General features: G+C 64.1%; 23 protein-coding genes. 5 read left to right on the top strand and 18 right to left on the bottom strand.

Going from position 1 to position 21,581, the window contains the following annotated elements:
* Positions 1-96: 96 nt before the first annotated feature.
* Genes lptB through AYJ57_RS09515 form a run of 4 tightly spaced genes read right to left on the bottom strand, consistent with a single transcriptional unit; the run spans position 97 to position 2,589 of the window.
* The gene (lptB, locus tag AYJ57_RS09530; RefSeq protein ID WP_066104174.1) at positions 97-855 is read right to left on the bottom strand and encodes an LPS export ABC transporter ATP-binding protein; all 759 of its coding nucleotides are present in this window, start codon (positions 853-855) and stop codon (positions 97-99) included.
* Positions 855-1,364, bottom strand: coding sequence for a lipopolysaccharide transport periplasmic protein LptA (gene lptA, locus AYJ57_RS09525; protein WP_066106930.1), 510 nt, complete (start codon positions 1,362-1,364; stop codon positions 855-857). Before lptA ends, lptB begins: the two co-directional genes overlap by 1 nt.
* A gap of 7 nt (positions 1,365-1,371) precedes the next feature.
* On the bottom strand, positions 1,372-1,971 hold the full coding sequence (lptC, locus tag AYJ57_RS09520; RefSeq protein WP_066104172.1) for an LPS export ABC transporter periplasmic protein LptC: 600 nt from the start codon (positions 1,969-1,971) through the stop codon (positions 1,372-1,374).
* A 3-nt stretch (positions 1,972-1,974) separates the two neighbouring features.
* Positions 1,975-2,589: a ribonuclease D gene (locus tag AYJ57_RS09515; protein WP_066104169.1), complete on the bottom strand. Its 615-nt coding sequence runs from the start codon at positions 2,587-2,589 to the stop codon at positions 1,975-1,977.
* 939 nt (positions 2,590-3,528) lie between these two features.
* Between AYJ57_RS09515 and AYJ57_RS09510 the strand changes: the two genes are divergently transcribed.
* Entirely contained in the window at positions 3,529-4,215 is a 687-nt protein-coding gene (locus AYJ57_RS09510) for a sugar transferase (protein ID WP_066106927.1), read from the top strand.
* Positions 4,216-4,359: 144 nt separating this feature from the next.
* Here AYJ57_RS09510 and AYJ57_RS09505 read toward each other — a convergent pair whose 3' ends face one another.
* Positions 4,360-5,010: an OmpA family protein gene (locus AYJ57_RS09505; protein ID WP_066104166.1), complete on the bottom strand. Its 651-nt coding sequence runs from the start codon at positions 5,008-5,010 to the stop codon at positions 4,360-4,362.
* A 145-nt stretch (positions 5,011-5,155) separates the two neighbouring features.
* Positions 5,156-6,049 carry a methylated-DNA--[protein]-cysteine S-methyltransferase gene (locus AYJ57_RS09500; protein ID WP_066104163.1) on the bottom strand — a complete coding sequence of 298 codons (894 nt, stop codon included), beginning with the start codon at positions 6,047-6,049 and terminating at the stop codon, positions 5,156-5,158.
* Positions 6,050-6,205: 156 nt separating this feature from the next.
* Here AYJ57_RS09500 and nth point away from each other — a divergent pair, with 156 nt between their 5' ends.
* Positions 6,206-6,850, top strand: coding sequence for an endonuclease III (gene nth / locus AYJ57_RS09495; RefSeq protein WP_066104160.1), 645 nt, complete (start codon positions 6,206-6,208; stop codon positions 6,848-6,850).
* Positions 6,847-7,836, top strand: a complete 990-nt coding sequence (locus AYJ57_RS09490) for an adenosine kinase (protein ID WP_066104158.1) — start codon at positions 6,847-6,849, stop codon at positions 7,834-7,836. Before nth ends, AYJ57_RS09490 begins: the two co-directional genes overlap by 4 nt.
* Positions 7,837-7,912: 76 nt before the next feature.
* Here AYJ57_RS09490 and polA read toward each other — a convergent pair whose 3' ends face one another.
* Entirely contained in the window at positions 7,913-10,726 is a 2,814-nt protein-coding gene (gene polA, locus AYJ57_RS09485; protein WP_066104156.1) for a DNA polymerase I, read from the bottom strand.
* Positions 10,727-10,976: 250 nt separating this feature from the next.
* On the bottom strand, positions 10,977-11,951 hold the full coding sequence (gene mbfA / locus AYJ57_RS09480; protein ID WP_066104153.1) for an iron exporter MbfA: 975 nt from the start codon (positions 11,949-11,951) through the stop codon (positions 10,977-10,979).
* Positions 11,952-12,101: 150 nt separating this feature from the next.
* Here mbfA and AYJ57_RS09475 point away from each other — a divergent pair, with 150 nt between their 5' ends.
* On the top strand, positions 12,102-12,719 hold the full coding sequence (locus tag AYJ57_RS09475; RefSeq protein WP_066104151.1) for a TetR/AcrR family transcriptional regulator: 618 nt from the start codon (positions 12,102-12,104) through the stop codon (positions 12,717-12,719).
* 35 nt (positions 12,720-12,754) lie between these two features.
* Here AYJ57_RS09475 and AYJ57_RS09470 read toward each other — a convergent pair whose 3' ends face one another.
* The 8 genes from AYJ57_RS09470 to rpsM form a co-directional block, all read right to left on the bottom strand.
* Positions 12,755-13,462: an NYN domain-containing protein gene (locus AYJ57_RS09470; RefSeq protein ID WP_066104148.1), complete on the bottom strand. Its 708-nt coding sequence runs from the start codon at positions 13,460-13,462 to the stop codon at positions 12,755-12,757.
* Between the two features lie 19 nt (positions 13,463-13,481).
* Positions 13,482-13,985 carry a GNAT family N-acetyltransferase gene (locus AYJ57_RS09465; protein ID WP_083191200.1) on the bottom strand — a complete coding sequence of 168 codons (504 nt, stop codon included), beginning with the start codon at positions 13,983-13,985 and terminating at the stop codon, positions 13,482-13,484.
* Positions 13,985-14,761 carry a potassium channel family protein gene (locus tag AYJ57_RS09460; protein WP_066104145.1) on the bottom strand — a complete coding sequence of 259 codons (777 nt, stop codon included), beginning with the start codon at positions 14,759-14,761 and terminating at the stop codon, positions 13,985-13,987. Before AYJ57_RS09460 ends, AYJ57_RS09465 begins: the two co-directional genes overlap by 1 nt.
* Before the next feature lie 113 nt (positions 14,762-14,874).
* Positions 14,875-16,002, bottom strand: a complete 1,128-nt coding sequence (locus AYJ57_RS09455) for an S-(hydroxymethyl)glutathione dehydrogenase/class III alcohol dehydrogenase (RefSeq protein ID WP_066104142.1) — start codon at positions 16,000-16,002, stop codon at positions 14,875-14,877.
* 263 nt (positions 16,003-16,265) lie between these two features.
* Positions 16,266-16,691, bottom strand: coding sequence for a 50S ribosomal protein L17 (rplQ, locus tag AYJ57_RS09450; protein WP_066104137.1), 426 nt, complete (start codon positions 16,689-16,691; stop codon positions 16,266-16,268).
* 117 nt (positions 16,692-16,808) lie between these two features.
* A complete protein-coding gene (locus tag AYJ57_RS09445; RefSeq protein WP_066104134.1) occupies positions 16,809-17,825 on the bottom strand; it encodes a DNA-directed RNA polymerase subunit alpha in 1,017 nt (338 codons plus the stop codon).
* 115 nt (positions 17,826-17,940) lie between these two features.
* On the bottom strand, positions 17,941-18,333 hold the full coding sequence (gene rpsK, locus AYJ57_RS09440) for a 30S ribosomal protein S11 (protein WP_066104130.1): 393 nt from the start codon (positions 18,331-18,333) through the stop codon (positions 17,941-17,943).
* Positions 18,334-18,346: 13 nt separating this feature from the next.
* Entirely contained in the window at positions 18,347-18,715 is a 369-nt protein-coding gene (gene rpsM / locus AYJ57_RS09435) for a 30S ribosomal protein S13 (protein WP_066104127.1), read from the bottom strand.
* A 321-nt stretch (positions 18,716-19,036) separates the two neighbouring features.
* On the opposite strand from rpsM, the gene AYJ57_RS09430 reads away from it, so the two are divergent.
* Entirely contained in the window at positions 19,037-19,429 is a 393-nt protein-coding gene (locus AYJ57_RS09430; RefSeq protein WP_066104125.1) for a BLUF domain-containing protein, read from the top strand.
* A gap of 114 nt (positions 19,430-19,543) precedes the next feature.
* Here the strand turns inward: AYJ57_RS09430 and AYJ57_RS09425 are convergent, their stop codons facing one another.
* Positions 19,544-20,185: an adenylate kinase gene (locus AYJ57_RS09425; protein WP_066104118.1), complete on the bottom strand. Its 642-nt coding sequence runs from the start codon at positions 20,183-20,185 to the stop codon at positions 19,544-19,546.
* Entirely contained in the window at positions 20,182-21,546 is a 1,365-nt protein-coding gene (gene secY, locus AYJ57_RS09420; RefSeq protein ID WP_066104115.1) for a preprotein translocase subunit SecY, read from the bottom strand. Before secY ends, AYJ57_RS09425 begins: the two co-directional genes overlap by 4 nt.
* Positions 21,547-21,581 lie beyond the last annotated feature (35 nt).

The following is a 21,581-nucleotide window of genomic DNA, read 5'->3' as shown; positions in this document are numbered from 1 at the left end:
GTCATAACCTCATTTGAGGTCAGCACCCCCCATTTTGTCAATGATCTGTCGCAAACTCGCGAGGGAAGGATAGGCGAAATTCCTCAAGGAATCGCTTTAGCTGATGCGGAAGTTCTCGCCGAGGTAAACGCGGCGCACGTTTTCGTTCTGCACCACTTCCGCCGGTGTACCCGACATCAGCACCTGCCCATCGTGCAGGATATAGGCCCGGTCGACGATCTCGAGCGTCTCGCGAACGTTATGGTCGGTGATCAGAACGCCGATGCCGCGCTTCTTCAGATCGGCGACAAGATGTCGGATGTCGCCAACGCTGATCGGGTCGACGCCGGCAAAGGGCTCGTCGAGCAGCAGATACTTGGGGTTGGCCGCAAGGCAGCGGGCGATCTCGACCCGGCGCCGCTCACCGCCCGAGAGCGCCAGCGCAGGCGCGCGGCGCAGGTGCTCGATGGAGAAGCCACCCAGAAGCTCCTCCAGCCGCTCGCGGCGGCGGTGGCGGTCGGTCTCGGAGATATCGAGCACGGCAGCGATATTGTCTTCGACCGAGAGGCCGCGAAAGATGGATTTCTCTTGCGGCAGATAGCCGATGCCCATGCGCGCGCGGCGGTACATGGGCAGATAGGTTACCTCGCGCCCGTCGATGGTCACCTGCCCGCCTTCGGGGTTCACCAGACCGGCGATGGAATAGAAGGTGGTGGTCTTGCCGCAGCCGTTTGGCCCGAGCAGCGCGACGACCTCGCCGCGATCAAGCTTCAGCGTGACGTCGCGGATCACCGTGCGCTTGCGGTAGCTCTTGCGCAGGTGCTCGACCCGCAGGCCCTGGCCGCCTTCGGTCACAGTAAGTTCGGGGCGGGCCATCAGTTCTGACCTTGCCCGCTGCTGTCTTGATTGATCACCGTCTGCACCCTCCCGGCCATCTGCGCCGTGCCAGCCTCGAGGTTGACCACCATCCGCTCGGAGGTGAGCGCGTTGCCGCCTTGGGTCAGCAGCACATTGCCGGTCATCACCACAGTGCCTGCGTCGATGTCGTAATCCGCGCGCTCTGCCTCGGCGGCTTCCTCGCCGCTGACCAGCGTCACGCCGCCGGTGGCCTCCATGCGCTGGATACGGCCCGCGCCGCTTTCGCCTTCGGCGTAGACCACCAGAACCCGCGGCGCCGCGAGGCGCATCTCGCCCTGCCCGATCACCACATTGCCGGTATAGAGCGCCGTGCCGTCCTTCTGGTTCACCTCCAGCTGATCAGCGGTCACCTCGACCGGCGCGCTGGTGTCCTGCTGCATCCCGCCGAAAGCCACGCTGGTGCCCTGGGCAGACACGGGGCTGACCAGCGCGAGCAGCGCAATCATCAAGGCGGCAATGTGAACCATCATCAACTCACTCTTTTTTCGGATCATATATCAGCTTCACGCCATCCGTGAAAAGCAGTTGCACGTCATCCTCTTCGCCCGAAGAGGTTATTTTCAGGCGACCGGCGGTGAAACGCCCCGCAGGCCCTTCTCCGCTCACCGGTGCCAGGGTCTCGGCCTCGATACGATCGAGGGCCGCGCGCATCTCGTCTGTGGTGATCACATAGCCGGTCGAACTAGTGATCCGCACGCCCTGTTGCAGCAGTGCCGCCTGCATCCCGTCGCTCATCGTGGCGAGGTTCGCATCCAGCGTCAGCCTGCTGCCGTCGGCCATATCCATCGTGGCGAAGAACCCGTCGGCCTCGACCTCGCCGTTATTGCCCGCGGTGGGCCGCGCGCTTTCGGCGGTCATCGTCACCGAGTCGCCGCGCGGCGTGGTGCCGGAATATTGCGGCGCCGCCACCTGCTCCCGCTCGGGAAGGCTGCCCTCGGCGTAGGGGATGCTCTGCGAGGTCTGCGAGCCGCGCGACAGCAAAAACAGCGTCGAGAGAGAGGCCAGCGCCACCAGCGGTAGCAGGATCTTCAGCCAAGCGATGAAGCTGGAATATGAATCTCGGCGCTGTGCCATGGCTCACGAATGCGCAAAAATGTCGGTGTCCGCCCAGCCGAGCAGATCAAGCTTGGCGCGTGCGGGCAGGAATTCAAAGCACGATTGCGCAAGCTCACTGCGACCCTCGCGCGCCAGCATGACATCGAACGCCTCGCGCAGCCGGTGCAGATGCAGCACGTCGGAAGCGGCGTAGTCGATCTGTGCCTGTCTGAGCTCAGGCGCGCCCCAGTCGCTGGATTGCTGCTGCTTCGAGATATCGACGCCCAGCAGTTCCTGCGCGATGTTCCGCAGGCCGTGGCGGTCGGTATAGGTGCGCACGAGGCGGCTCGCGATCTTGGTGCAATAGACCGGCGCCGCCAGCGCCCCAAAGGCATTATACATGGCGGCAATGTCAAAGCGCCCGAAGTGGAACAGCTTGAGCACCTGCGGATCTTCGAGCAGGCGGCAGAGGTTCGGGGCCTCGGTCTGGCCCCGCGCGACCTGAATCAGATGCGCGTCGCCATCGCCTGCCGAAAGCTGCACGACACACAGCCGGTCGCGATGCGGGTTGAGCCCCATGGTCTCGCAATCGATGGCCACGACAGAGCCAAGGTCCAGCCCGTCCGGAAGATCGCCCTGATAGAGATGGTTCGCCATGCTGGCCCCTTCGGTTCACGCAACGTCGGTTCACGCAGGTTCAATTCGCGCGGGCGCGCGTGATCACGCGCGTATGCCCGCACATAGGCCTCCGCCGCGCGCCATGCAACTGCGGCGGTGACGGCAAGATCGCCACATTCACCCCTTTGGTCGCCCCAAAATGTGACGACATTCGCCCCCAATGAGGCATCAAGCGGGCGACACACAGCACTGATTCGGGCGCACTGATCGCAAATTACATCAACTTGTAACATTTCGTGAGTCGCAGTGATCGCCTCTGGCGTGTGCCGCCCGACCGGCATCCCGCTCGTGAAAATCGCTCGGCACGGGGAGCGGAAGCCCGCCATCCAGCGGCGCGATTGTTTCCACATTTCGGCAGAAGATTTCATCAAGCTTTTCGGTCACCCGGCAAAATCACCGGAGTACGGAAACGATCGAGCGGCGCGTCCAATTTTGGACACATAACGCAAACAGCTACAAAGCAGGCAAGCGAACACCGTTTCCAAAATTTCGCACCGAAGAACGGCCAAGACGAACCGGAATACCCCGCAAAAGCCACTCCATTGGGCCCATAAGCCCCTCAGCGGCAGGGGTTTCCCGCGCAGATGTCGGTTCCCAAAGTCACCTCAAGATTGCGTTCCAAAGCTTGAGTTGACGATGATCTCGGCGAGTTACATAAGAGGTCTTGTCGGGCGGATGCCTTATTTCCGCCGCATAACGGCACTTGGGGGTTGGTGCTTCCACTTTGGGAGTGTGTGTGAGTCTGCTGAAAGTCGCTTGGGACTGAACATCTGAAAAATTGATATGCCTGCCGGTCAGGTCCGACCCGCGATGCCCCTCGGCACCGTGCGCGGAACTTGCATCCAAAGGCCGTCCCGCGCGCCCTAGTGCCGCCTTGCATAGCTTCCGTCGATGAACCTCGGGGAGGTCGAATTGACGATGCATGCCAACCAATCGCGAAACGCGGTTGTCGATTTCGAAAACCTGATCGACGAGGCGCTGAACAGCGCCCCGCATCATGCCGCCTATCGCGGCGTGTTCAAGCGCGTGCTCGACATCGCGCTGGTGCTGATCATGGCGCTGCCGGTGCTGCCCTTCGTGCTGGTCTTTGCCGCGCTCGTGGCACGTGACGGCCATGCGCCGTTTTACCTGCAACGCCGTGTCGGGCGGAACGGGCGCGTATTCCGTATGTGGAAGCTCCGCACCATGGTACCGAACGCCGATTGCCTGCTGGCGGCGCATCTGCGGGCGAACCCGCTGGCGCGCGTCGAGTGGGACCGCAATCAAAAGCTGCGCAACGATCCCCGCATCACCCCGATCGGGCGTCTGCTGCGCAAGACCTCGATCGACGAGCTGCCGCAGCTGTGGAACGTGCTGCGCGGCGAGATGTCGCTCGTCGGCCCGCGCCCGATGATGGTCGAGCAGACCCCGATCTACCCCGGCACCGCCTATTACGCGCTGCGCCCCGGCATCACCGGTTTCTGGCAAACCTCGGTGCGCAACGAGGCCAGCTTCTCGGAGCGGGCGAAATTCGACACCGCCTATCTGGCAGAGCTGTCCTTCGTCACCGACATCAAGGTGCTGGCGCGCACCGTCAAAGTGGTCTGGACCGGCACCGGCTGCTGACGCGCCCCTCCCCCCCGAGACGACACAAAGCCCCCGCAAGCGCGGGGGCTTTCTTTTTACCTACCTGCGCGACCCGCCCCAAAGCAAAGGGCGCCCGGGTTTCCCCGGACGCCCTCTTTCGGTCGTCTCTGCGGCGGCTGGCGATCAGGCGCTCGGCAGGATGACGATCTCGACGCGGCGGTTCTGCTGCTTGCCTTCCGGCGTCAGGTTCGACGCGATCGGCTGGTCTTCGCCGCGACCGATCGACTGTACGCGGTAGGAGGGCACGCCCTGCTGCATCAGCAGCGAGGCCACAGCCGACGCGCGACGCTGCGAGAGCGACTGGTTGTAGGCAGCCGCGCCGTCGCTGTCGGTGTGGCCGATCACCTGAACGGTGGTGTTCGGATATTCCATCAGGCTGCGCCCGACGGTGGCGATATCGCCCTGCAGGTCGGGACGCAGCGACGCGCTGTCGGTGGCAAACAGGATGTCCTGCGGCATGGTCACGATCAGGCGGTCACCGGTGTTGGTGATGCCGACGTTGTTGCCCAGCTGCTGGCGCAGCGCCGCTTCCTGCTTGTCGAGGTTGTTGCCGATCAGGCCGCCCGCGATCGCACCTGCAGCAGCCCCCGCAAGCGCGTTTTTGGTGGCGTCGGAGTTGTTGCCGCCGATGGCGCGGCCCGCGACAGCGCCGCCAAGGGCGCCGATCAGCACGCCGTTCTTGGCTTGGCGGTTCGGATCGTTCACGTCGGTACAGGCGCTCAGCGCCATGGCGCCGGCGAGAGTGAGAAGAACGGTTGTCTTAGCCCGGAACATGTAATGCCTCGTTTCGTTGGCCCAAACTTGGGTGTGCCCCTGTTATAGTGCGCATAGCGGCCCCGCCAATGGCGCGCTGCACACATTGTCGGCAGATCCCCGCCCACGTTTGTCATAGTATTTCCGGTATCGTGCTTGCGGGCTTTCAGGCCCGCGCGCCAAGCTCCTGCGCCCCGGCTTTTGGCGCTCCGGCCTCCTGCGCCTCCAGCCGCGCCGCTTCCCATGCGAGGATCGCGCGCTTGACCGGCAGACCCCAGTGGTAGCCGCCGAGCCCGCCCGATTTGCGCAGCGCCCGGTGGCAGGGGATCAGCAGCGAGACCGGATTGCGCCCCACCGCGGTGCCCACCGCGCGCACCGCACGCGGGCTGCCGATCGCCTCGGCGATCTCGGAATAGCTGGTGACATGCCCAGAGGGGATGCGCATCAACGCCTCCCAGACCTTGATCTGGAACGGCGCGCCAATGAGGTAGATCGGCAGCTCGCCCTGCTGCTGCACCCCGAAGGCGGCCAGCACCCAAGGGCGCAGGAACATCGGATCTTCGATGAACTCGGCATTGGGCCAGCGCGAGAGCAGGTCCTGAAAGGTCTCCTCCTCGCCCGCTTCGGCGGCAAAGCCCATGCCGCAGATGCCCTTCTCGGTGCCCATGACCAGCGCCGGGCCGAAGGGGCTTTCGAACCAGCCCCAGAAGATCACCAGCCCCTGCCCGCCCTTGGCAAAATCGCCGGGGCTCATCGCCTCCCAGCGAAGGAAGAGGTCATGCAGCCGCCCGCCGCCCGAGAGCCCCGCCGCATGCGCCGTCTCCAGCGTCGAGAACCGGTCCGAGAGCAGCGCCTTGGCGTGGCCGAGCGCGAGATACTGCTGGAAGCGCTTCGGCGAGACCCCGGCCCAGCGGGAGAACAGCCGCTGGAAATGCGCCGGGCTCATGTCCATCTGCGCCGCCAGCGTCTCGAGCGTTATCTGCGGGCCGCCCGCGTCAATCAGCTCGATCGCGCGGCGCATGACGTTGAAATGGTATCCCTGCTGTGCAAGCTCGCCCATCGCGGCCTCCTGATGCTCCTGACCCTTGGAATAGCGGGAAACCGGCCTCGCGCGCGACCCGAATGTTGCGCAAGCGGCGCGGGCGGGATTTGCGTATTTATCAAAGAGAAGAAGGTGGACTTGCGGGAATGGGCCCGGCGTTGCATAGCAGAGATCATGGCCAAGCAGCTCGATTATCACACGATCCGCGAGATCTTCACCCGCTTCCACGCCTCCGAACCGGAGCCGAAAGGGGAGCTCGACCACGTCAACGCCTACACGCTGGTGGTGGCGGTGGCGCTTTCGGCGCAGGCGACCGACGCGGGGGTGAACCGCGCGACGCATGAGCTGTTCAAGATCGCCGACACGCCCGAGAAGATGCTCGCGCTCGGCGAGGAGGCCCTGATCGAGCACATCAAGACCATCGGCCTTTACCGCAACAAGGCCAAGAACGTCATCAAGCTGTCGAAGATCCTCGTCGAGGACTACGGCGGCGAGGTGCCCTGTTCGCGCGCCGCGCTGGAAAGCCTGCCCGGCGTCGGGCGCAAGACCGCCAATGTGGTGCTGAACATGTGGTGGCATTATCCGGCGCAGGCGGTGGACACGCATATCTTCCGCTTCGGCAACCGCTCGGGGGTCTGCCCCGGCAAGGACGTCGTCGCCGTCGAGCGCGCCATCGAAGACAATATCCCGGTGGATTTCCAGCAGCATGCGCATCACTGGATGATCCTGCACGGGCGCTACACCTGCGTCGCGCGCAAGCCCAAATGCGGGGCCTGCCTGATCCGCGACCTCTGTCAATTCGAGGAAAAAACCCTATGAAGAAGTATCAGGTTGTCGGCATCGGCAACGCCATCGTCGACGTGCTGACCCGTGCCGATGACTCGTTCCTCGAGCATATGGGCATCACCAAGGGCATCATGCAGCTGGTCGAGCGCGAGCGCGCCGAGTTGCTTTATGGCGCCATGGAGGGCCGGGTGCAGGCGCCGGGCGGCTCGGTGGCCAATACGCTTGCGGGCCTTGGCAACCTCGGGCTGCGCACCGCCTTCATCGGGCGGGTGCATGACGACGCGCTGGGGCGTTTCTATGCCGAGGCGATGGAGAAGGACGGCACCGCCTTCGTCAACCCGCCGGTGCCGGGCGGTGAGCTGCCGACCTCGCGCTCGATGATCTTCGTGTCTCCGGACGGCGAGCGCTCGATGAACACCTACCTCGGCATCTCGGCCGAGCTGGGCCCGGACGATGTGGACGAAGCGGTGGCCGCCGAGGCCGAGATCGTCTTTCTCGAGGGCTATCTCTTCGACAAGGACAAGGGCAAGGAGGCCTTCATCCGCCTCGCCCGCGCCTGCCGCGCCGCGGGCGGCAAGGCCGGGATCGCCATTTCCGATCCGTTCTGCGTCGAGCGTCACCGCGAGGACTTCCTGCAGCTGATCGAGCACGAGATGGACTATGTGATCGGCAATGAGGCCGAGATCCGCTCGCTCTATCAGGACGACTCGCTGGAGGCCGATCTGGCCCGTGTCGCGGCGATCTGCCCGCTGGTGATCTGCACCCGCTCGGGCGATGGGGTGACGATCATGCGCGATGGCGAGCGGACCGATGTTCCGGTGACCAAGATCGTCCCCGTGGACGCCACCGGCGCGGGCGACCAGTTCGCCGCCGGGTTCCTTTATGGGCTCGCCACCGGCGCCGACATGGCGACCGCGGGCCGCATGGGCACCGTGGCGGCGACCGAGGTGATCAGCCACATGGGCCCGCGCCCCGAGGCCAGCCTTCCCGAGCTCTTCCGCGAGGCCGGGCTGCTCTGAGACGGCCCCTCCCCCGGAAACGAGAACGGCGTCCCCGCGGGGACGCCGTTTTTCGTTGCGGCTGTGTTCGGCGCGCTTAATGCGCCTCGGCCCAGTTCGCCCCCTGCCCGGCGTCGACCACCAGCGGCACGTCGAGCTTCACCACCGGCTCGGCGGCGCCCTCCATGACCTCGCGCGCGGTGGCGATGAGCGTGTCGACGCCGCCTTCCTCGACCTCGAAGATCAGTTCGTCGTGCACCTGCAGCAGCATCTTGGCGGGCTGGCCCTCAATCGCGGCGGGCATGCGGATCATCGCGCGGCGGATGATGTCCGCCGCCGTGCCCTGGATCGGCGCGTTGATCGCGGCGCGCCGCGCAAAGCCCGAGCGCGGGCCCTTGGCGTTGATCTCGGGCGTGTGGATCACCCGTCCGAACAGCGTCTCGACCCGGTCGTGTTCCTTGGCGAAGGCAATGGTTTCGTCCATGTAGGTCTTGATGCCCGGGAAGCGCTCGAAATAGCGGTCGATGAAGGCCTGCGCCTCGCCGCGCGGGATGCGCAGGTTGCGCGCAAGGCCAAAGCCCGAAATGCCGTAGATCACCCCGAAGTTGATCGCCTTGGCGCGGCGGCGGATCTCCGGCGTCATCTCTTCCATCGGCACGCCGAACATCTCGGACGCGGTCATCGCGTGAATGTCCTGCCCCTCGCGGAAGGCCTGCTTGAGCGCGGCGATATCGGCCATATGCGCAAGGATGCGCAGCTCGATCTGGCTGTAGTCGAGCGCCACGATCACCTTGCCCTCGGGCGCGACGAAAGCCTCGCGGATACGCCGCCCCTCTTCCGAGCGCACCGGGATGTTCTGCAGGTTCGGCTCGGTCGAGGCGAGACGCCCGGTGTTCGCCCCGGCGATGGAATAGGAGGTGTGCACCCGGCCCGTCTCGGCGTTGATATGCTCCTGCAGCGCGTCGGTGTAGGTCGACTTCAGCTTCTGCATCTGGCGGTAGTCCAGCACGCGGGCGGCGAAGTCATGCTCGGTGGCCAGATCCTCCAGCACCTCGGCAGGCGTCGACCATGCGCCGGTCTTGGTCTTCTTGCCGCCCTCGAGCCCCATCTCGGCAAAGAGGATCTCGCCCACCTGCGCCGGGGAGTTGACGTTGAACGGGTGCCCCGCCAGTTCGTGCAGCTCGGCCTCGAGCCCGGCCATCTTCTGCGCGAAGGCGGTGGACATGCGCGAGAGCGTGCCGCGGTCCACCTGCACACCGGCCAGCTCCATCTGCGCCAGCACCGGCACCAGCGGGCGCTCAGTGCCTTCATAAACACGGGTGACGCGGGAGAGGTGCAGCCGCGGCTTCAGCAGCTTCCACAGGCGCAGAGTGATGTCGGCGTCCTCGGCGGCGTATTTCACCGCATCCTCGATCGGCACCCGGTCGAAGGTGATCATCTTCTTGCCCGAGCCCAAGAGGTCCTTGATCGGGATCGGCGTGTGGCCGAGGTAGCGTTCCGACAGCGTGTCCATACCGTGGCCGTGCAGACCGGCGTGCAGCGCGTAAGAGATCAGCATGGTGTCGTCGATCGGCGCGACGCCGATGCCGTAGCGCGACAGCACCTTGGCATCGTATTTCATGTTCTGGCCGATCTTCATCACCGCCGGGTCTTCGAGCAGCGGTTTCAGCAGGTCCAGCGCCTCGTTCATCGGCATCTGCCCCTCTGCCAGATCGTCCGAGCCGAAAAGGTCGCTCTCGCCACCTGCCGCGCGATGCGCCAGCGGAATGTAGCAGGCCTGCCCCGGCTCGATGGCCAGCGAGACGCCGACCAGATCGCAAGTCATCTCGTTGAGGCCGGTGGTCTCGGTGTCCACCGCGACCCAGCCGCACTGCCGGGCCTGCGCGATCCACGGCGCAAGATCCGCGGCGCTTTTCACCCATGTGTAGGCGGCAGGATCGATGGGCGGCATCTCGGGCGCGTCACCGGCGGCGGGCGTGTCGGCGGCGGGCGCCTTGGCCTCGGTGATCACCGGCGCCTCGGCCCCGAGGGTGTTGGCGATGCGCTTGGTCAGCGTGCTGAATTCCATCTCGGCGAGGAAGGTCAGCAATTTCTCGGGATCGGGATCCTGCACCTCGAGATCGTCGAGGGTGAAATCCAGCGGCGTCTCGCAATCGAGCTGCACCAGCTTTTTGGACAGTTCGATCTGTGCGCGGTTCTCGACCAGCGTCTGGCGGCGCTTGGGCTGCTTGATCTCCTCGGCGCGGTCCAGAAGCTCTTCGAGCGAGCCATATTCGTTGATCAGCAGCGCCGCGGTCTTGATGCCGATGCCCGGCGCGCCCGGCACGTTGTCGACCGAATCCCCGGCCAGCGCCTGCACGTCGACCACGCGCTCGGGGCCGACGCCGAATTTCTCGACCACCCCGTCACGGTCGATGCGGCGGTTCTTCATCGCGTCCAGCATCTCGACGCCGTCACCGACCAACTGCATCAGATCCTTGTCCGAGGAGATGATGGTCACGCGCCCGCCCGCATCGCGCGCCTGACATGAGAGCGTGGCGATGATGTCGTCGGCCTCATAGCCCTCAAGCTCCTTGCAGGCGATGTTGAAGGCGATGGTGGCGTCGCGGGTGAGCGGGATCTGCGGGCGCAGATCCTCGGGCATCGCCTCGCGGTTGGCCTTGTACTGATCATAAAGATCGTTGCGGAAGGTGTGGCTGCCCTTGTCGAAGATCACCGCCACATGGGTCGGCGCATCGGGACCGGAGCTGTCCTCGACGTATTTCTGCAGCATGTTGCAAAAGCCGCTGACCGCGCCGATGGGCAGCCCGTCGGACTTGCGGGTGAGCGGCGGCAGCGCGTGGTAGGCCCGGAAGATGAAGGCCGAACCGTCGATCAGATGCAGATGGCAGCCCTTGCCGAACTGGGTCATGGTGGCGTCTCCTTGGCCTCGCGCGTTTGCATCGGTTTGCCACGGGCAGGCGCAGGGTGCCAGAGGCGATCACGGCTATGCGAAGGTTGCAGGGGGCGCTGCCCCCGCCCGCTGACGCGGCCTCCCCCGGGATATTTCCGCCAAGAGGAAGCCCGGAGCCACCGCAAACTTCCTCTTGGCTAAAATATCCCCGCCGGAGGCAGGCCCGGAGGCACCGCCGGACGCGCCCCTGGGCAAGCTGGGCAAGCGCTCAACCGCTGCCGATGAGCACCCCAGCCGCCAGCACCAGCCCGCCGCCGAGCACCACCTGCATCGCCGCGCGCAGGAACGGGGTTTCCATATAGCGCTTCTGGATCCAGGCGATGGCCCAAAGCTCGCAGAAGACGATGATCCAGGCGATGATCGTCGCGGTCCAGAAGTGCGGGATCAGATAGGGCAGCGCGTGGCCGAGACCGCCCAGCGTGGTCATCACCCCCGAGGCGATGCCGCGCTTCAGCGGCGAGCCGCGGCCCGACAGCTCACCATCGTCCGACGCCGCCTCGGTGAACCCCATGGAGATGCCCGCGCCAACCGAGGCGGCGAGGCCGACGAGGAAGGTCGTCCATGTGTCCTGCGTGGCGAAGGCGGTGGCAAAGATCGGTGCCAGCGTCGAGACAGAGCCATCCATCAGCCCCGCCAGCCCCGGCTGCACCCATGTCAGCACGAACTGGCGGTGCGCCATGCGGTCTTCGCTTTCGCGCGCCGCGCCATCGAGATGTTTCTCGGCCAGTTCCCCCGCGCGCTCCTCGTGGCCCGCCTCCGCTGCCGCCAAATCCCCTAACAGCTTGCGCGTGGCGGCGTCGCTGCTGCGCTTGGCGGCCTCCACATAGAAGCGCTCGGCGTCGCGTTCCATCGCCTCGGCCTCGTCGCGGATACGCTCGAGCGGCAGATTCTGCACCAGCCAGACCGGGCGGCGCGCGTAGAAACCCGCCACATGCTCGCGCCGGATCAGCGGAATCACCTCGCCAAAGCGCATGCGGTGCAGGTTGATCAGGGCCCGGCGGTGGCCGTCTTCCTCTTCTGCCATACCGTCGAAGATCGCCGCCGTATCGGGATAGTCGGCGCGCAGCATCTCGGCGTAGGAGCGGTAGATGCGGGCGTCATCCTCCTCCGAGGAAATCGCCAGCGCGAGCACTTCCTGCTCGCTCAGGTCGCGGAAGTGACGCCGCTGGGTGAAAAAACGCATGGGAGGACTCCGGGAGCACCAGTTTAGAATAATTCTAATCTAGGGAATTCCACCGCGGAAGCAAGGCGGCAGAATGTCCCTTCTTCCGGCATCTTGCTTGCTTGAACTGAACTGGGCGGTTTATGCTTGTCCGGACAAAGGAGCAGCCCGATGAGGACCGAGACAGCTGGCGTGCGCCGCGGGCGGAAGTTCGAACAAGTGCTGGATGGGGCACGGGCGATCTTTCTCCGAGATGGGTTCGAAGGCGCTAATGTCGATGAGATCGCCAAGGCCGCCGGGGTCTCCAAGGCGACGCTCTACAGCTACTTCCCCGACAAGCGCCTGCTCTTCATGGAGATGGCCAGCCGTCAATGCGCGCTGCAGTCCGAAAGCGCCATGACCACCATCGATCCCGGCCAGCCGCCGGCGGTGGTGCTGCCGCTGGTGGCGCGCAGCTTCCTTGATTTCGTGCTTTCGGACACCGGGCAGCGGATCTTTCGCATCTGCATCGCCGAGGCCGACCGCTTTCCCGATCTCGGCCGCCAGTTCTATCAGACCGGGCCGATGTTCATGCACCGTAAGCTCACCGGCTACCTCGAGGCGGCACAGGCCCGCGGCGAGTTGAAGGTCGAGGATATCGAACTGGCCGCCGATCAATTCACCGAACTGTGCAAGGCCGGTATCTGGATCCGCGCGGTATTCGGCGTTGCCGCGCGCCCCGGCCCGGCAGAGATCACCCGGGTGGCCGATGGCGCGGTGGCCACCTTCCTTGCCCGCTACGGTGCCTGACTGGGGCGCCTGATTGGGGCACCCGGCTGTCCGGGTCAGTCGAGCCGCCGCACCAGCATCTGGTTGCCTGGCCCGCGCTTGGTCTCAAAGACCTTCAGCTCATCCACCAGATCCGACAGCTTGCGCTTGCCGTAGCTGCGGGTGTCGAAATCGGGGTTGGCGGCGGTGATGAACTGCCCCAGCTGGCCGAGCGTATACCAATCGTCTTCCTGCTCGATCGCATCCATGGCGGTGAAGATGAGGTTGCGCGCATCTTCGAGGCTGCCGCTCTTCTGCGGCTTGATGCCCGCCGCCTTCTCGGGCGCGCTGTCGAGGTTCTCAAGGAAGATGAACCGCTTGCAGGCCTTGCGGAAGGCATCGGGCGTCTTTTGCATCCCCATGCCATAGACATCCAGCCCCTGCTCGCGGATGCGGCTGGCAAGCCGGGTGAAATCGCTGTCGGAACTAACCAGCACGAAGCCGTCGAACCGGCCCGAATGCATGAGGTCCATGGCGTCGATGACCAGCGCGATGTCGCTGGCGTTCTTGCCCACGGTATTGGCGGGCTGGTGGTGCGGCACCAGACCGAACTCGGCGGTCACCTTGGACCAGCCCGACATCTGCTGGCTGGAAAAATCGCCGTAGCAGCGGCGCACGCTGGCCTCGCCGAGGCTGGCCAGTTCGTCAAAAATCGCCTTGGCGTATTTCGGCGACGTATTGTCGGCGTCGATCAGAACCGCCAGCAGGCGGGTGTCGTCTCGCATCTTTATCTCCTTCGCGGGCTCAGTTTCCCGCAAGCGTCTTGTACATGACCAGCGCATCCACGTCGCCCTCTGCGGGGTGGTGGAAAGCACCGGGAAGGCGGCCGACAATGTCAAAGCCCGCCCTCTGCCAGGTCTCGACCGCACGGCGGTTGCTTGAGACCACGAAATTGAACTGCATGGCACGAAAGCCAAGCTGCGGCGCGATCTTGAGCGAATGCGCCAGCATCCTGCGGGCGATCCCCTTGCCGCGCGCTTCACCCGCGGTGACATAGCCGCAGTTGCACACGTGAGAACCGCCGCCCTTCTGGTTGCGCACGATATAGTAGGTTCCCAGCAGCCGCGCCCCGTCGCTCACCACGAAGACCCGCCGCTCGGGCCCGGTCCAATAGGCGATCGCCGCCTCGCGCGAGATGTCTGCGTCGATGGCATAGGTGTCGCCGGCGCGGAACACCGGCTCCAGCATCTGCCACAGGCCCTCGGCATCCTCGGGCGCATAGGCGCGCAGTTCCATCGTCTCGCTCATCAGCTCTGCCCCTCGGTCTCGATATGGATGATCTCGCCGCAATGCTTGCAATGGATCGCATCGGCGTCATGCAGGCGCAGCCCGCAGGTTGCGCAGGTCTTCTTCACCTTGATCGGACGGAACAGCACCTGCGCCAGCCGCAGAAACAGCGTGACGCCGCAGATCATCACCACTACGGAGATCACCCGGCCCCACGACCCGTCGAGCGTGATGTCGCCATAGCCGGTGGTGGTGAGCGTGGTCACGGTGAAATAGAGCGCATCGGCGTAATTGTTGATGTCGTCATTGGTGCGGTACTGCAGGGCGTAAACCAGCCCGGTCATCACAAAGAGGAAGACCATCAGGTTCACCACCGCGATCAGCACGTCCTCGTTCTGGCGAAAGACCCTGAAGTCTTCGCGCAGACGCTTGCTGAGTTGATAGGTGTGCAGCAGCCGCAGCGTCCGCAGCACCCGCAGGAAGCCCAGCCCCTCCCCGGCCAACGGCGCGAGAAAAGAGATCAACGAGACAAGGTCGGCCAGCGTTGCCGGGCTGAACAGGAAAGGCGTCTTGCGCGGCGCGATCCACAGCCGCGCGAGGAAGTCGGCGAGGATCACCACACCAAAAAGCACGTCGATGGTTTCCACCAGCCGCCCGTGATCGGTGAAGGAGGTGCCGATGACAAACACGACGGTGAAGATGTCGAAAGCCAGCAGCGCATAGCGAAAGCGGTGCGCCAGATCGCTATCGCCCTCGTAGAGTTCACTCAGCTTGTCGCGCAGGCTCATCTCGGCCATCCCCTGTTCGGCAATATTGCAGCTATAGGGTGGCGCGGGACTCCCGGCAAGCCAAGCGCCTGCCGGGAAAATTTTCACAAAGGGCGATCTGGCCCGGCGGGGTCACGCCGATCTCAGAACTCGACCACGGCGCGGATGGATTTGCCCTCATGCATAAGATCGAAGCCGTGGTTGATCTCTTCGAGGGTCAGCTTGTGGGTGATCATCGAGTCGATCTCGATCTTGCCGTCCATGTACCAGTCGACGAATTTCGGCACATCGGTGCGGCCCTTGGCGCCGCCAAACGCCGTGCCCTTCCAGACCCGGCCCGTCACCAACTGGAACGGGCGGGTGCTGATCTCGGCCCCGGCGGGGGCCACGCCGATGATCACCGACACACCCCAGCCACGGTGCGAGCATTCCAGCGCGTCGCGCATCACCTTGACGTTGCCGGTGGCGTCAAAGCTGTAATCCACGCCGCCGATCTGATCCGCGCCACGCTTGGTCAGATCGACGATGGCCTGCACCGTGCTGTCGACCTTCGAGGGGTTCACGAAATGCGTCATGCCGAACTTCTTGGCCATCTCGGCCTTGGAGTCGTTGAGATCCACACCGATGATCATGTCGGCTCCCGCCATGCGCAGGCCCTGGATCACGTTGAGGCCGATGCCGCCGAGGCCGAAAACCGCCGCCGTCGAGCCGATCTCCACGCCCGCCGTGTTGATCACCGCGCCGATGCCGGTGGTGACGCCGCAGCCAATGTAGCAGATCTTATCGAAGGGCGCATCGTCGCGCACCTTGGCGAGCGCGATCTCCGGCATCACCGTGTGGTTGGCGAAGGTGGAACACCCCATGTAGTGGTGGATCGGCGTGCCATCGAGCATCTTGAAGCGCGTGGTGCCGTCGGGCATCAGCCCCTGGCCTTGGGTGTTGCGGATCGCGGTGCAGAGGTTCGTCTTGCCCGACAGGCACGAGGGGCACTCGCGGCACTCGGGCGTATAAAGCGGGATGACGTGATCGCCGGGCTTCAGCGTGGTGACGCCCTCGCCCACTTCCAGCACCACACCGGCGCCCTCATGGCCAAGGATGGCCGGGAAGATACCCTCGGGGTCGGCACCCGAACGGGTGAACTCATCGGTGTGGCAAAGCCCGGTGGCCTTGATCTCGACGAGCACTTCTCCGGCCTTCGGGCCATCAAGCTCCACCTCCATGATCTCGAGCGGTTTGCCGGCTTCCAGCGCCACGGCTGCACGGGTTCTCATGTCTCTGTCCTTCCTGAAGGGAATGCGGTTGTCCGCACCTAGCTTTGGCTTTCCTTCTGCCGCAAGCAGTTATGCGCCCTTTCGCAGAATTTTCACGACACGCCCCGGTTTTCATTGTTCAACAAATACGCAGCGCGCCACCCTGTCTGCGCTTTCATCTTTTCCCCAAATACTCATCGCCATCCGACGCAACAGGCGCGGCGCAAAAGAAAAGGGCCCCACCGTCACCGGCAGGGCCCAGTCTCTCCGATGGAGAGGATATCTTATTCGGCGTCTGCCAGAGCCTCTTCGGCTTCGAGGCGCGCTTTGTCGGCTGCGCCTTTGGCTGCGACGTCGCGGTCGACGAACTCGATGATCGCCATCGGCGCCATGTCACCATAGCGGAAGCCGGCTTTCAGGATGCGGACGTAGCCGCCCTGACGCTCGGCGTAGCGCGGGCCAAGCACTTCGAAGAGCTTCGCAACGTGCATGTCCTGCTTGAGCTGCGATGCAGCCTGACGGCGGGCGTGAACGTCGCCGCGCTTGCCGAGGGTGATGAGCTTTTCCACCACGCGGCGCAGTTCTTTCGCCTTGGGCAGGGTGGTTTTGATCTGCTCATGCTCGATGAGCGAGCCGGCCATGTTTGCCCACAGCGCCTTGCGGTGCTCGTGGGTGCGGTTCAGGCGGCGGTAACCTTTAGCGTGACGCATTTTCTATCTCCAGATACGTGTTTTGCTTTGTCCGGGACCCCATGCGTGCGGGGCCCTCTCCTTGGGGCAGAATTGCCCTTGTGTGAAAGGCGGGGTTTCCCCCGCCCCTCAGTTGGCTCAGAACTGGTCTTCCAGTTTCTTTGCCAGATCTTCGATGTTGTCCGGCGGCCAGTCCTCGACGTCCATGCCAAGGTGCAGACCCATGCCCGACAGCACTTCTTTGATCTCGTTCAGCGATTTGCGGCCGAAGTTCGGGGTGCGGAGCATCTCGGCTTCGGTCTTCTGGATGAGATCGCCGATGTAGACGATGTTGTCGTTCTTCAGGCAGTTCGCCGAACGCACCGACAGTTCCAGCTCGTCCACCTTCTTGAGAAGGAGCGGGTTGAACTCGAGACCATCGTCGTCGTCCTGACGGCCAGCGGATTCGGGCTCTTCGAAGTTGACGAAGATCGACAGCTGGTCCTGCAGGATGCGAGCGGCAAATGCGATCGCGTCCTCGGGCGTGACCGAACCATCGGTCTCGACCTTCATGGTCAGCTTGTCATAGTCCAGAACCTGACCTTCACGGGTCGGCTGCACGTCGTAGGCGACTTTCTTGACCGGCGAGTAGATCGCGTCGATCGGAATGAGGCCGATCGGTGCGTCTTCCGGCTTGTTCTTGTCAGCCGAAACGTAGCCCTTGCCGGTGTTGACCGTCAGTTCCACGTAGAAATCCGCGCCCTCGTCGAGGTGGCAGATCACGTGGTCCTTGTTCAGCACGTCGATGCCAGCGGTTTCCGCGATATCGGCAGCCGTCACCACGCCCGGACCTTTGGCGGTCAGGGACAGGCGCTTGGGGCCTTCGACTTCCATGCGGAGAGCCACACCCTTGAGGTTCAGGATGATGTCGGTGACATCTTCCCGCACACCGGCGACCGACGAGAACTCGTGCAGCACATTGTCGATCTGCACCGAGGTGATTGCCGCGCCCTGAAGGCTCGACAGCAGGACCCGACGCAGCGCGTTGCCGAGGGTCAGGCCGAAACCACGCTCGAGCGGCTCGGCGACGAGGGTCGCAACGCGGGTAGGATCGGCGCCGGGGCGAACCTCCAGCTGGGTCGGCTTGATAAGTTCAGCCCAGTTCTTGTGGATCATGCGTCCCTCCATTCCAGTCCGCGCCCCATGTCCAAAGGCGCAGACGCCCGAGGTTAAAATGACGAAGGCAGGGCCCCGCACTCATGGCAGGGCCCCACCCGATAAGTTGATGCGATCAGACGCGACGACGCTTCGGCGGGCGGCAGCCGTTGTGTGCAATCGGCGTCACGTCACGGATAGACGTGATGTTGAAGCCGGCAGCTGCCAGAGCGCGCAGAGCCGATTCACGACCCGAACCGGGCCCCTGAACTTCGACTTCCAGCGTCTTCACACCATGTTCCTGAGCCTTGCGGCCTGCATCTTCGGCGGCGAGCTGAGCAGCATAGGGGGTCGACTTACGCGAGCCCTTGAAGCCCATGGTGCCGGCGGACGACCAGGAGATCGCATTGCCTTGCACGTCCGAGATCAGGATCTTGGTGTTGTTGAACGACGAGTTAACATGCGCCACGCCTGCGGCGATGTTCTTGGAGACCTTCTTCTTGCCTCCGCGACGGGTATCACGTGCCATTGGTCAGCCTCCCTTATTTCTTCTTGCCTGCGATGGGCTTTGCGGGGCCCTTGCGCGTGCGAGCGTTGGTGTGAGTCCGCTGACCGCGGACCGGGAGGTTGCGACGGTGACGCAGGCCACGGTAGCAGCCAAGGTCCATCAGGCGCTTGATGTTCATCTGCGTTTCGCGACGCAGGTCACCTTCGACGGTGTAGTTCGCGTCGATGTGCTCGCGGATCGCCAGAACTTCGGCGTCCGACAGCTCGTTCACACGACGGGTTGCGTCGATGTTCACGGCTTCGCAGATGGCTTTGGCGGAAGTGTCGCCGATACCGGTGATGTAAGTCAGGGCGATCGGCACCCGCTTATGGGTCGGGATGTTAACGCCGGCAATACGTGCCAAGTGTCTATTCCTTTCGTTGCGGTTCCGTAGCTCCAGAACCTTTTTTCACAACATGAGCCCGAGGCACGAAGGCGCCGCCGGGCTGTCCGCTGATGAGGTGATCTGCAAGGCAAGCGAAGCCAGCCCAACAAATTGAGTCTCGATAAGAGATGGGAGTGGGTATGAGGATTCGTACGGGCCGTCAAGACCCATTCGGGAACCATTCTCGATCCCCATCGTTTACAGTCTCATGCAGGTCACGACAACCCTTCCCCAAGTCCCCGGCAGCCACCCTGCCCTCTCTTTCCGCATCGCGCAACCCCGCGTGAGCGAGGCGCTTCAATGATTTACCAGTTGCTCTACACCAGCCGGTCGCTGTTCCCGCGGCGGCATCCTTCGGACGTGGACATCATGACCAAGGCCTTGGATCGCAATCTGATCCTCGGGGTTACCGGCTGTCTGCTGCGCGAGGAAGGCGGATTCTGTCAGGTGCTTGAAGGGGCGCGCAGCACGGTGCGGGGCCTGTTCGAGGAGATCCGTCAGGACAGTCGCCATTTTTCGGTGGTCGAGCGGGTCAACCGGCACGTCACCGAGCGCATGTTCCCGCGCTGGTCGATGGCCTATGGCACGCTGTCGATGGAGGATCGGGCGTATCTGGCCCGCCTCTACGCCGGAGAGGGTCGGAACCTCTCGGTGGCCTTTGCCCGGGTCCAGCGGATCGCTGGGGCGGCCTGAGGCGGTTCTGCATGAGGCGGGGAAGAAGGTGGGGGCTCTGCCCCCGTCCGCTAGCGCGGACTCCCCCGGGATATTTCTGCCAAGAGGAAGGCAGGACCCCGGAGGAGGAAAGGCTCAGTCGAGCTTGGCTGCGATGGCGGCTTTGACGTCGCCAATCTCACCCAGACCATCCACGCGGGAGTGCTGCCCCTTTGCGTAGTAATAGCCGATCAGCGGCGAGGTCTGCTTGTAGTACTCCATCAAGCGCTTCTGCAGCGCCTGCGCATTGTCGTCGGCCCGGCGTTTGAACTCGGTGCCGCCACAGTTGGAGCATTTGCCATCGGCCGGGATCGGCTTGGTCAGGTCGTTGTAGACCTCACCACAGGATCCGCAGGTCGAACGCGCGGTGATCCGCTCCACCAGCGCATCGTCGTTCACCCGAAGCTCGACCACGTGATCCAGCGTCTGGCCCTGCTCTTCGAGCAGCTCCGCCAGCGCATCCGCCTGTTTCAGCGTGCGCGGGAACCCGTCGAAGATATAGCCGGCGGTGGGGTTCGCCTCGAGCTTTTCGCGGATCAGACCGATGACGATCTCGTCGGTGACAAGCTCGCCACGCGCCATAACGTCGGCGACCTTGTTACCCATCTCGGTGCCGCTGTCCTTTGCCTCGCGCAGCATGTCGCCGGTCGAGAGCTGGATCATGCCGCGCTCTTCCACGAGGATCCGGGCCTGGGTGCCCTTGCCTGCGCCGGGCGGTCCAAGAAGAATGATGTTCATCGCCGTGCGGGTCCCTTCCGTTTGCGTGCCTTACCCTTACCGCGCAGCTGCGATTTCTGGATAAGACCTTCGTATTGATGTGCGAGCAGGTGGCTTTGGACCTGCTGGATCGTGTCCATCGTTACCGAGACCACGATGAGCACCGAGGTGCCGCCGAAGTAGAACGGGATGGCGAACTGCGAGCGCAGGACCTCGGGCAGCAGGCAGACCGCCGTCAGATAGGCAGCGCCCAGCACCAGCACCCGGTTGACCACATATTCAAGGTGCTCGGCGGTTTTCTTGCCCGGACGGATCCCGGGAATGAAACCGTTCTGGTTCTTCAGGTTGTCGGCCACTTCATCGGTCTTGAACGACACGTTGTGCGTGTAGAAATAGGCGAAGAAGATGATCATGGCTGCGAAGAACAGCAGGTAGAGCGGCTGACCCGGGCCAAAGTAGGCAAGGATCGTCGACATGATCGGACCGGTGGAGCCAGCTTGGCTGAAGGTGGCAATCGTCGTCGGCAGCAGCAGCAGCGAGCTGGCGAAGATCGCCGGGATCACGCCCGCCGGGTTCACCTTGATCGGCAGGTGCGATTGCTGCGCTTCGGTCATCCGCATGCCTACCTGCCGGCGCGGGTATTGGATGGTGATCTTGCGCAGGGCGCGTTCCATGAACACCACGAACATGATCACCGCGACGACCATGACGATCACGCCGATGATCAGCGCCGGCGAGATGGCCCCCGAGCGGCCCGAGGCGAAAAACTGCGCCAGTGCCGCCGGAATCTCGGCGATGATGCCCACGAAGATGATGAGAGAGATGCCGTTGCCGATGCCGCGGGCGGTGATCTGTTCGCCCAGCCACATAAGGAACATCGTGCCGCCCACAAGGGTGATCACCACGGCGGCGCGGAAGTACCAGCCCGGATCATGGGCGAGATCGCCCGCCTCGAGGCTCACGGCCAGGCCGTAGGCCTGGAACAGCGCCAGAGCGACCGTGCCGTAGCGCGTGTACTGGTTGATCTTCTTGCGGCCCTGCTCGCCTTCTTTCTTCAGCTGCTCTAGCGCCGGCACCATGGCCGTCAGCAGCTGAACGATGATCGAGGCAGAGATATAGGGCATGATGCCGAGGGCGAAGATGCCCATCCGTCCCAGCGCGCCACCGGTGAACATGGAGACCATGCCGCCGATGCCCTGACCGGCCTGCTCCATGAACTGGCGCAGCGCGGCGCCGTCGATGCCCGGAACGGGGATATATGTGCCGAGTCGGTAGACGATCAGCAGCCCCAACGTAAAGAAGATGCGGTTGCGAAGGTCCGTCGCCTTGCCAAGCGCCGCCCAGCTGGTGTTGGCGGCCATTTGTTCCACAGCGGATGCCATGAGGGTCCTCTCTCAGACGAAACGCCGCCGGGGCG

This window comes from Salipiger sp. CCB-MM3, from assembly GCF_001687105.1.
Taxonomy (GTDB): Bacteria; Pseudomonadota; Alphaproteobacteria; order Rhodobacterales; family Rhodobacteraceae; genus Salipiger.
The sequence above is the reverse complement of the archived record's forward strand: the minus strand, read 5'-3'. Positions and strand labels throughout refer to the sequence as shown.

Coding starts and splice junctions, on each gene's coding strand:
- secY (WP_066104115.1), bottom strand. CDS start 21,546: ATGGCATCCGCTGTGGAACAAATGGCCGCCAACACCAGCTGGGCGGCG.
- AYJ57_RS09430 (WP_066104125.1), top strand. CDS start 19,037: ATGATTTACCAGTTGCTCTACACCAGCCGGTCGCTGTTCCCGCGGCGG.
- mbfA (WP_066104153.1), bottom strand. CDS start 11,951: ATGCGTTTTTTCACCCAGCGGCGTCACTTCCGCGACCTGAGCGAGCAG.
- AYJ57_RS09465 (WP_083191200.1), bottom strand. CDS start 13,985: ATGAGCGAGACGATGGAACTGCGCGCCTATGCGCCCGAGGATGCCGAG.
- AYJ57_RS09455 (WP_066104142.1), bottom strand. CDS start 16,002: ATGAGAACCCGTGCAGCCGTGGCGCTGGAAGCCGGCAAACCGCTCGAG.
- AYJ57_RS09425 (WP_066104118.1), bottom strand. CDS start 20,185: ATGAACATCATTCTTCTTGGACCGCCCGGCGCAGGCAAGGGCACCCAG.
- nth (WP_066104160.1), top strand. CDS start 6,206: ATGGCCAAGCAGCTCGATTATCACACGATCCGCGAGATCTTCACCCGC.
- lptA (WP_066106930.1), bottom strand. CDS start 1,364: ATGGTTCACATTGCCGCCTTGATGATTGCGCTGCTCGCGCTGGTCAGC.
- rplQ (WP_066104137.1), bottom strand. CDS start 16,691: ATGCGTCACGCTAAAGGTTACCGCCGCCTGAACCGCACCCACGAGCAC.
- AYJ57_RS09490 (WP_066104158.1), top strand. CDS start 6,847: ATGAAGAAGTATCAGGTTGTCGGCATCGGCAACGCCATCGTCGACGTG.
- polA (WP_066104156.1), bottom strand. CDS start 10,726: ATGACCCAGTTCGGCAAGGGCTGCCATCTGCATCTGATCGACGGTTCG.
- lptC (WP_066104172.1), bottom strand. CDS start 1,971: ATGGCACAGCGCCGAGATTCATATTCCAGCTTCATCGCTTGGCTGAAG.
- AYJ57_RS09500 (WP_066104163.1), bottom strand. CDS start 6,049: ATGGGCGAGCTTGCACAGCAGGGATACCATTTCAACGTCATGCGCCGC.
- lptB (WP_066104174.1), bottom strand. CDS start 855: ATGGCCCGCCCCGAACTTACTGTGACCGAAGGCGGCCAGGGCCTGCGG.
- AYJ57_RS09510 (WP_066106927.1), top strand. CDS start 3,529: ATGCATGCCAACCAATCGCGAAACGCGGTTGTCGATTTCGAAAACCTG.
- AYJ57_RS09505 (WP_066104166.1), bottom strand. CDS start 5,010: ATGTTCCGGGCTAAGACAACCGTTCTTCTCACTCTCGCCGGCGCCATG.
- AYJ57_RS09460 (WP_066104145.1), bottom strand. CDS start 14,761: ATGGCCGAGATGAGCCTGCGCGACAAGCTGAGTGAACTCTACGAGGGC.
- AYJ57_RS09515 (WP_066104169.1), bottom strand. CDS start 2,589: ATGGCGAACCATCTCTATCAGGGCGATCTTCCGGACGGGCTGGACCTT.
- AYJ57_RS09475 (WP_066104151.1), top strand. CDS start 12,102: ATGAGGACCGAGACAGCTGGCGTGCGCCGCGGGCGGAAGTTCGAACAA.
- AYJ57_RS09445 (WP_066104134.1), bottom strand. CDS start 17,825: ATGATCCACAAGAACTGGGCTGAACTTATCAAGCCGACCCAGCTGGAG.
- rpsK (WP_066104130.1), bottom strand. CDS start 18,333: ATGGCACGTGATACCCGTCGCGGAGGCAAGAAGAAGGTCTCCAAGAAC.
- AYJ57_RS09470 (WP_066104148.1), bottom strand. CDS start 13,462: ATGCGAGACGACACCCGCCTGCTGGCGGTTCTGATCGACGCCGACAAT.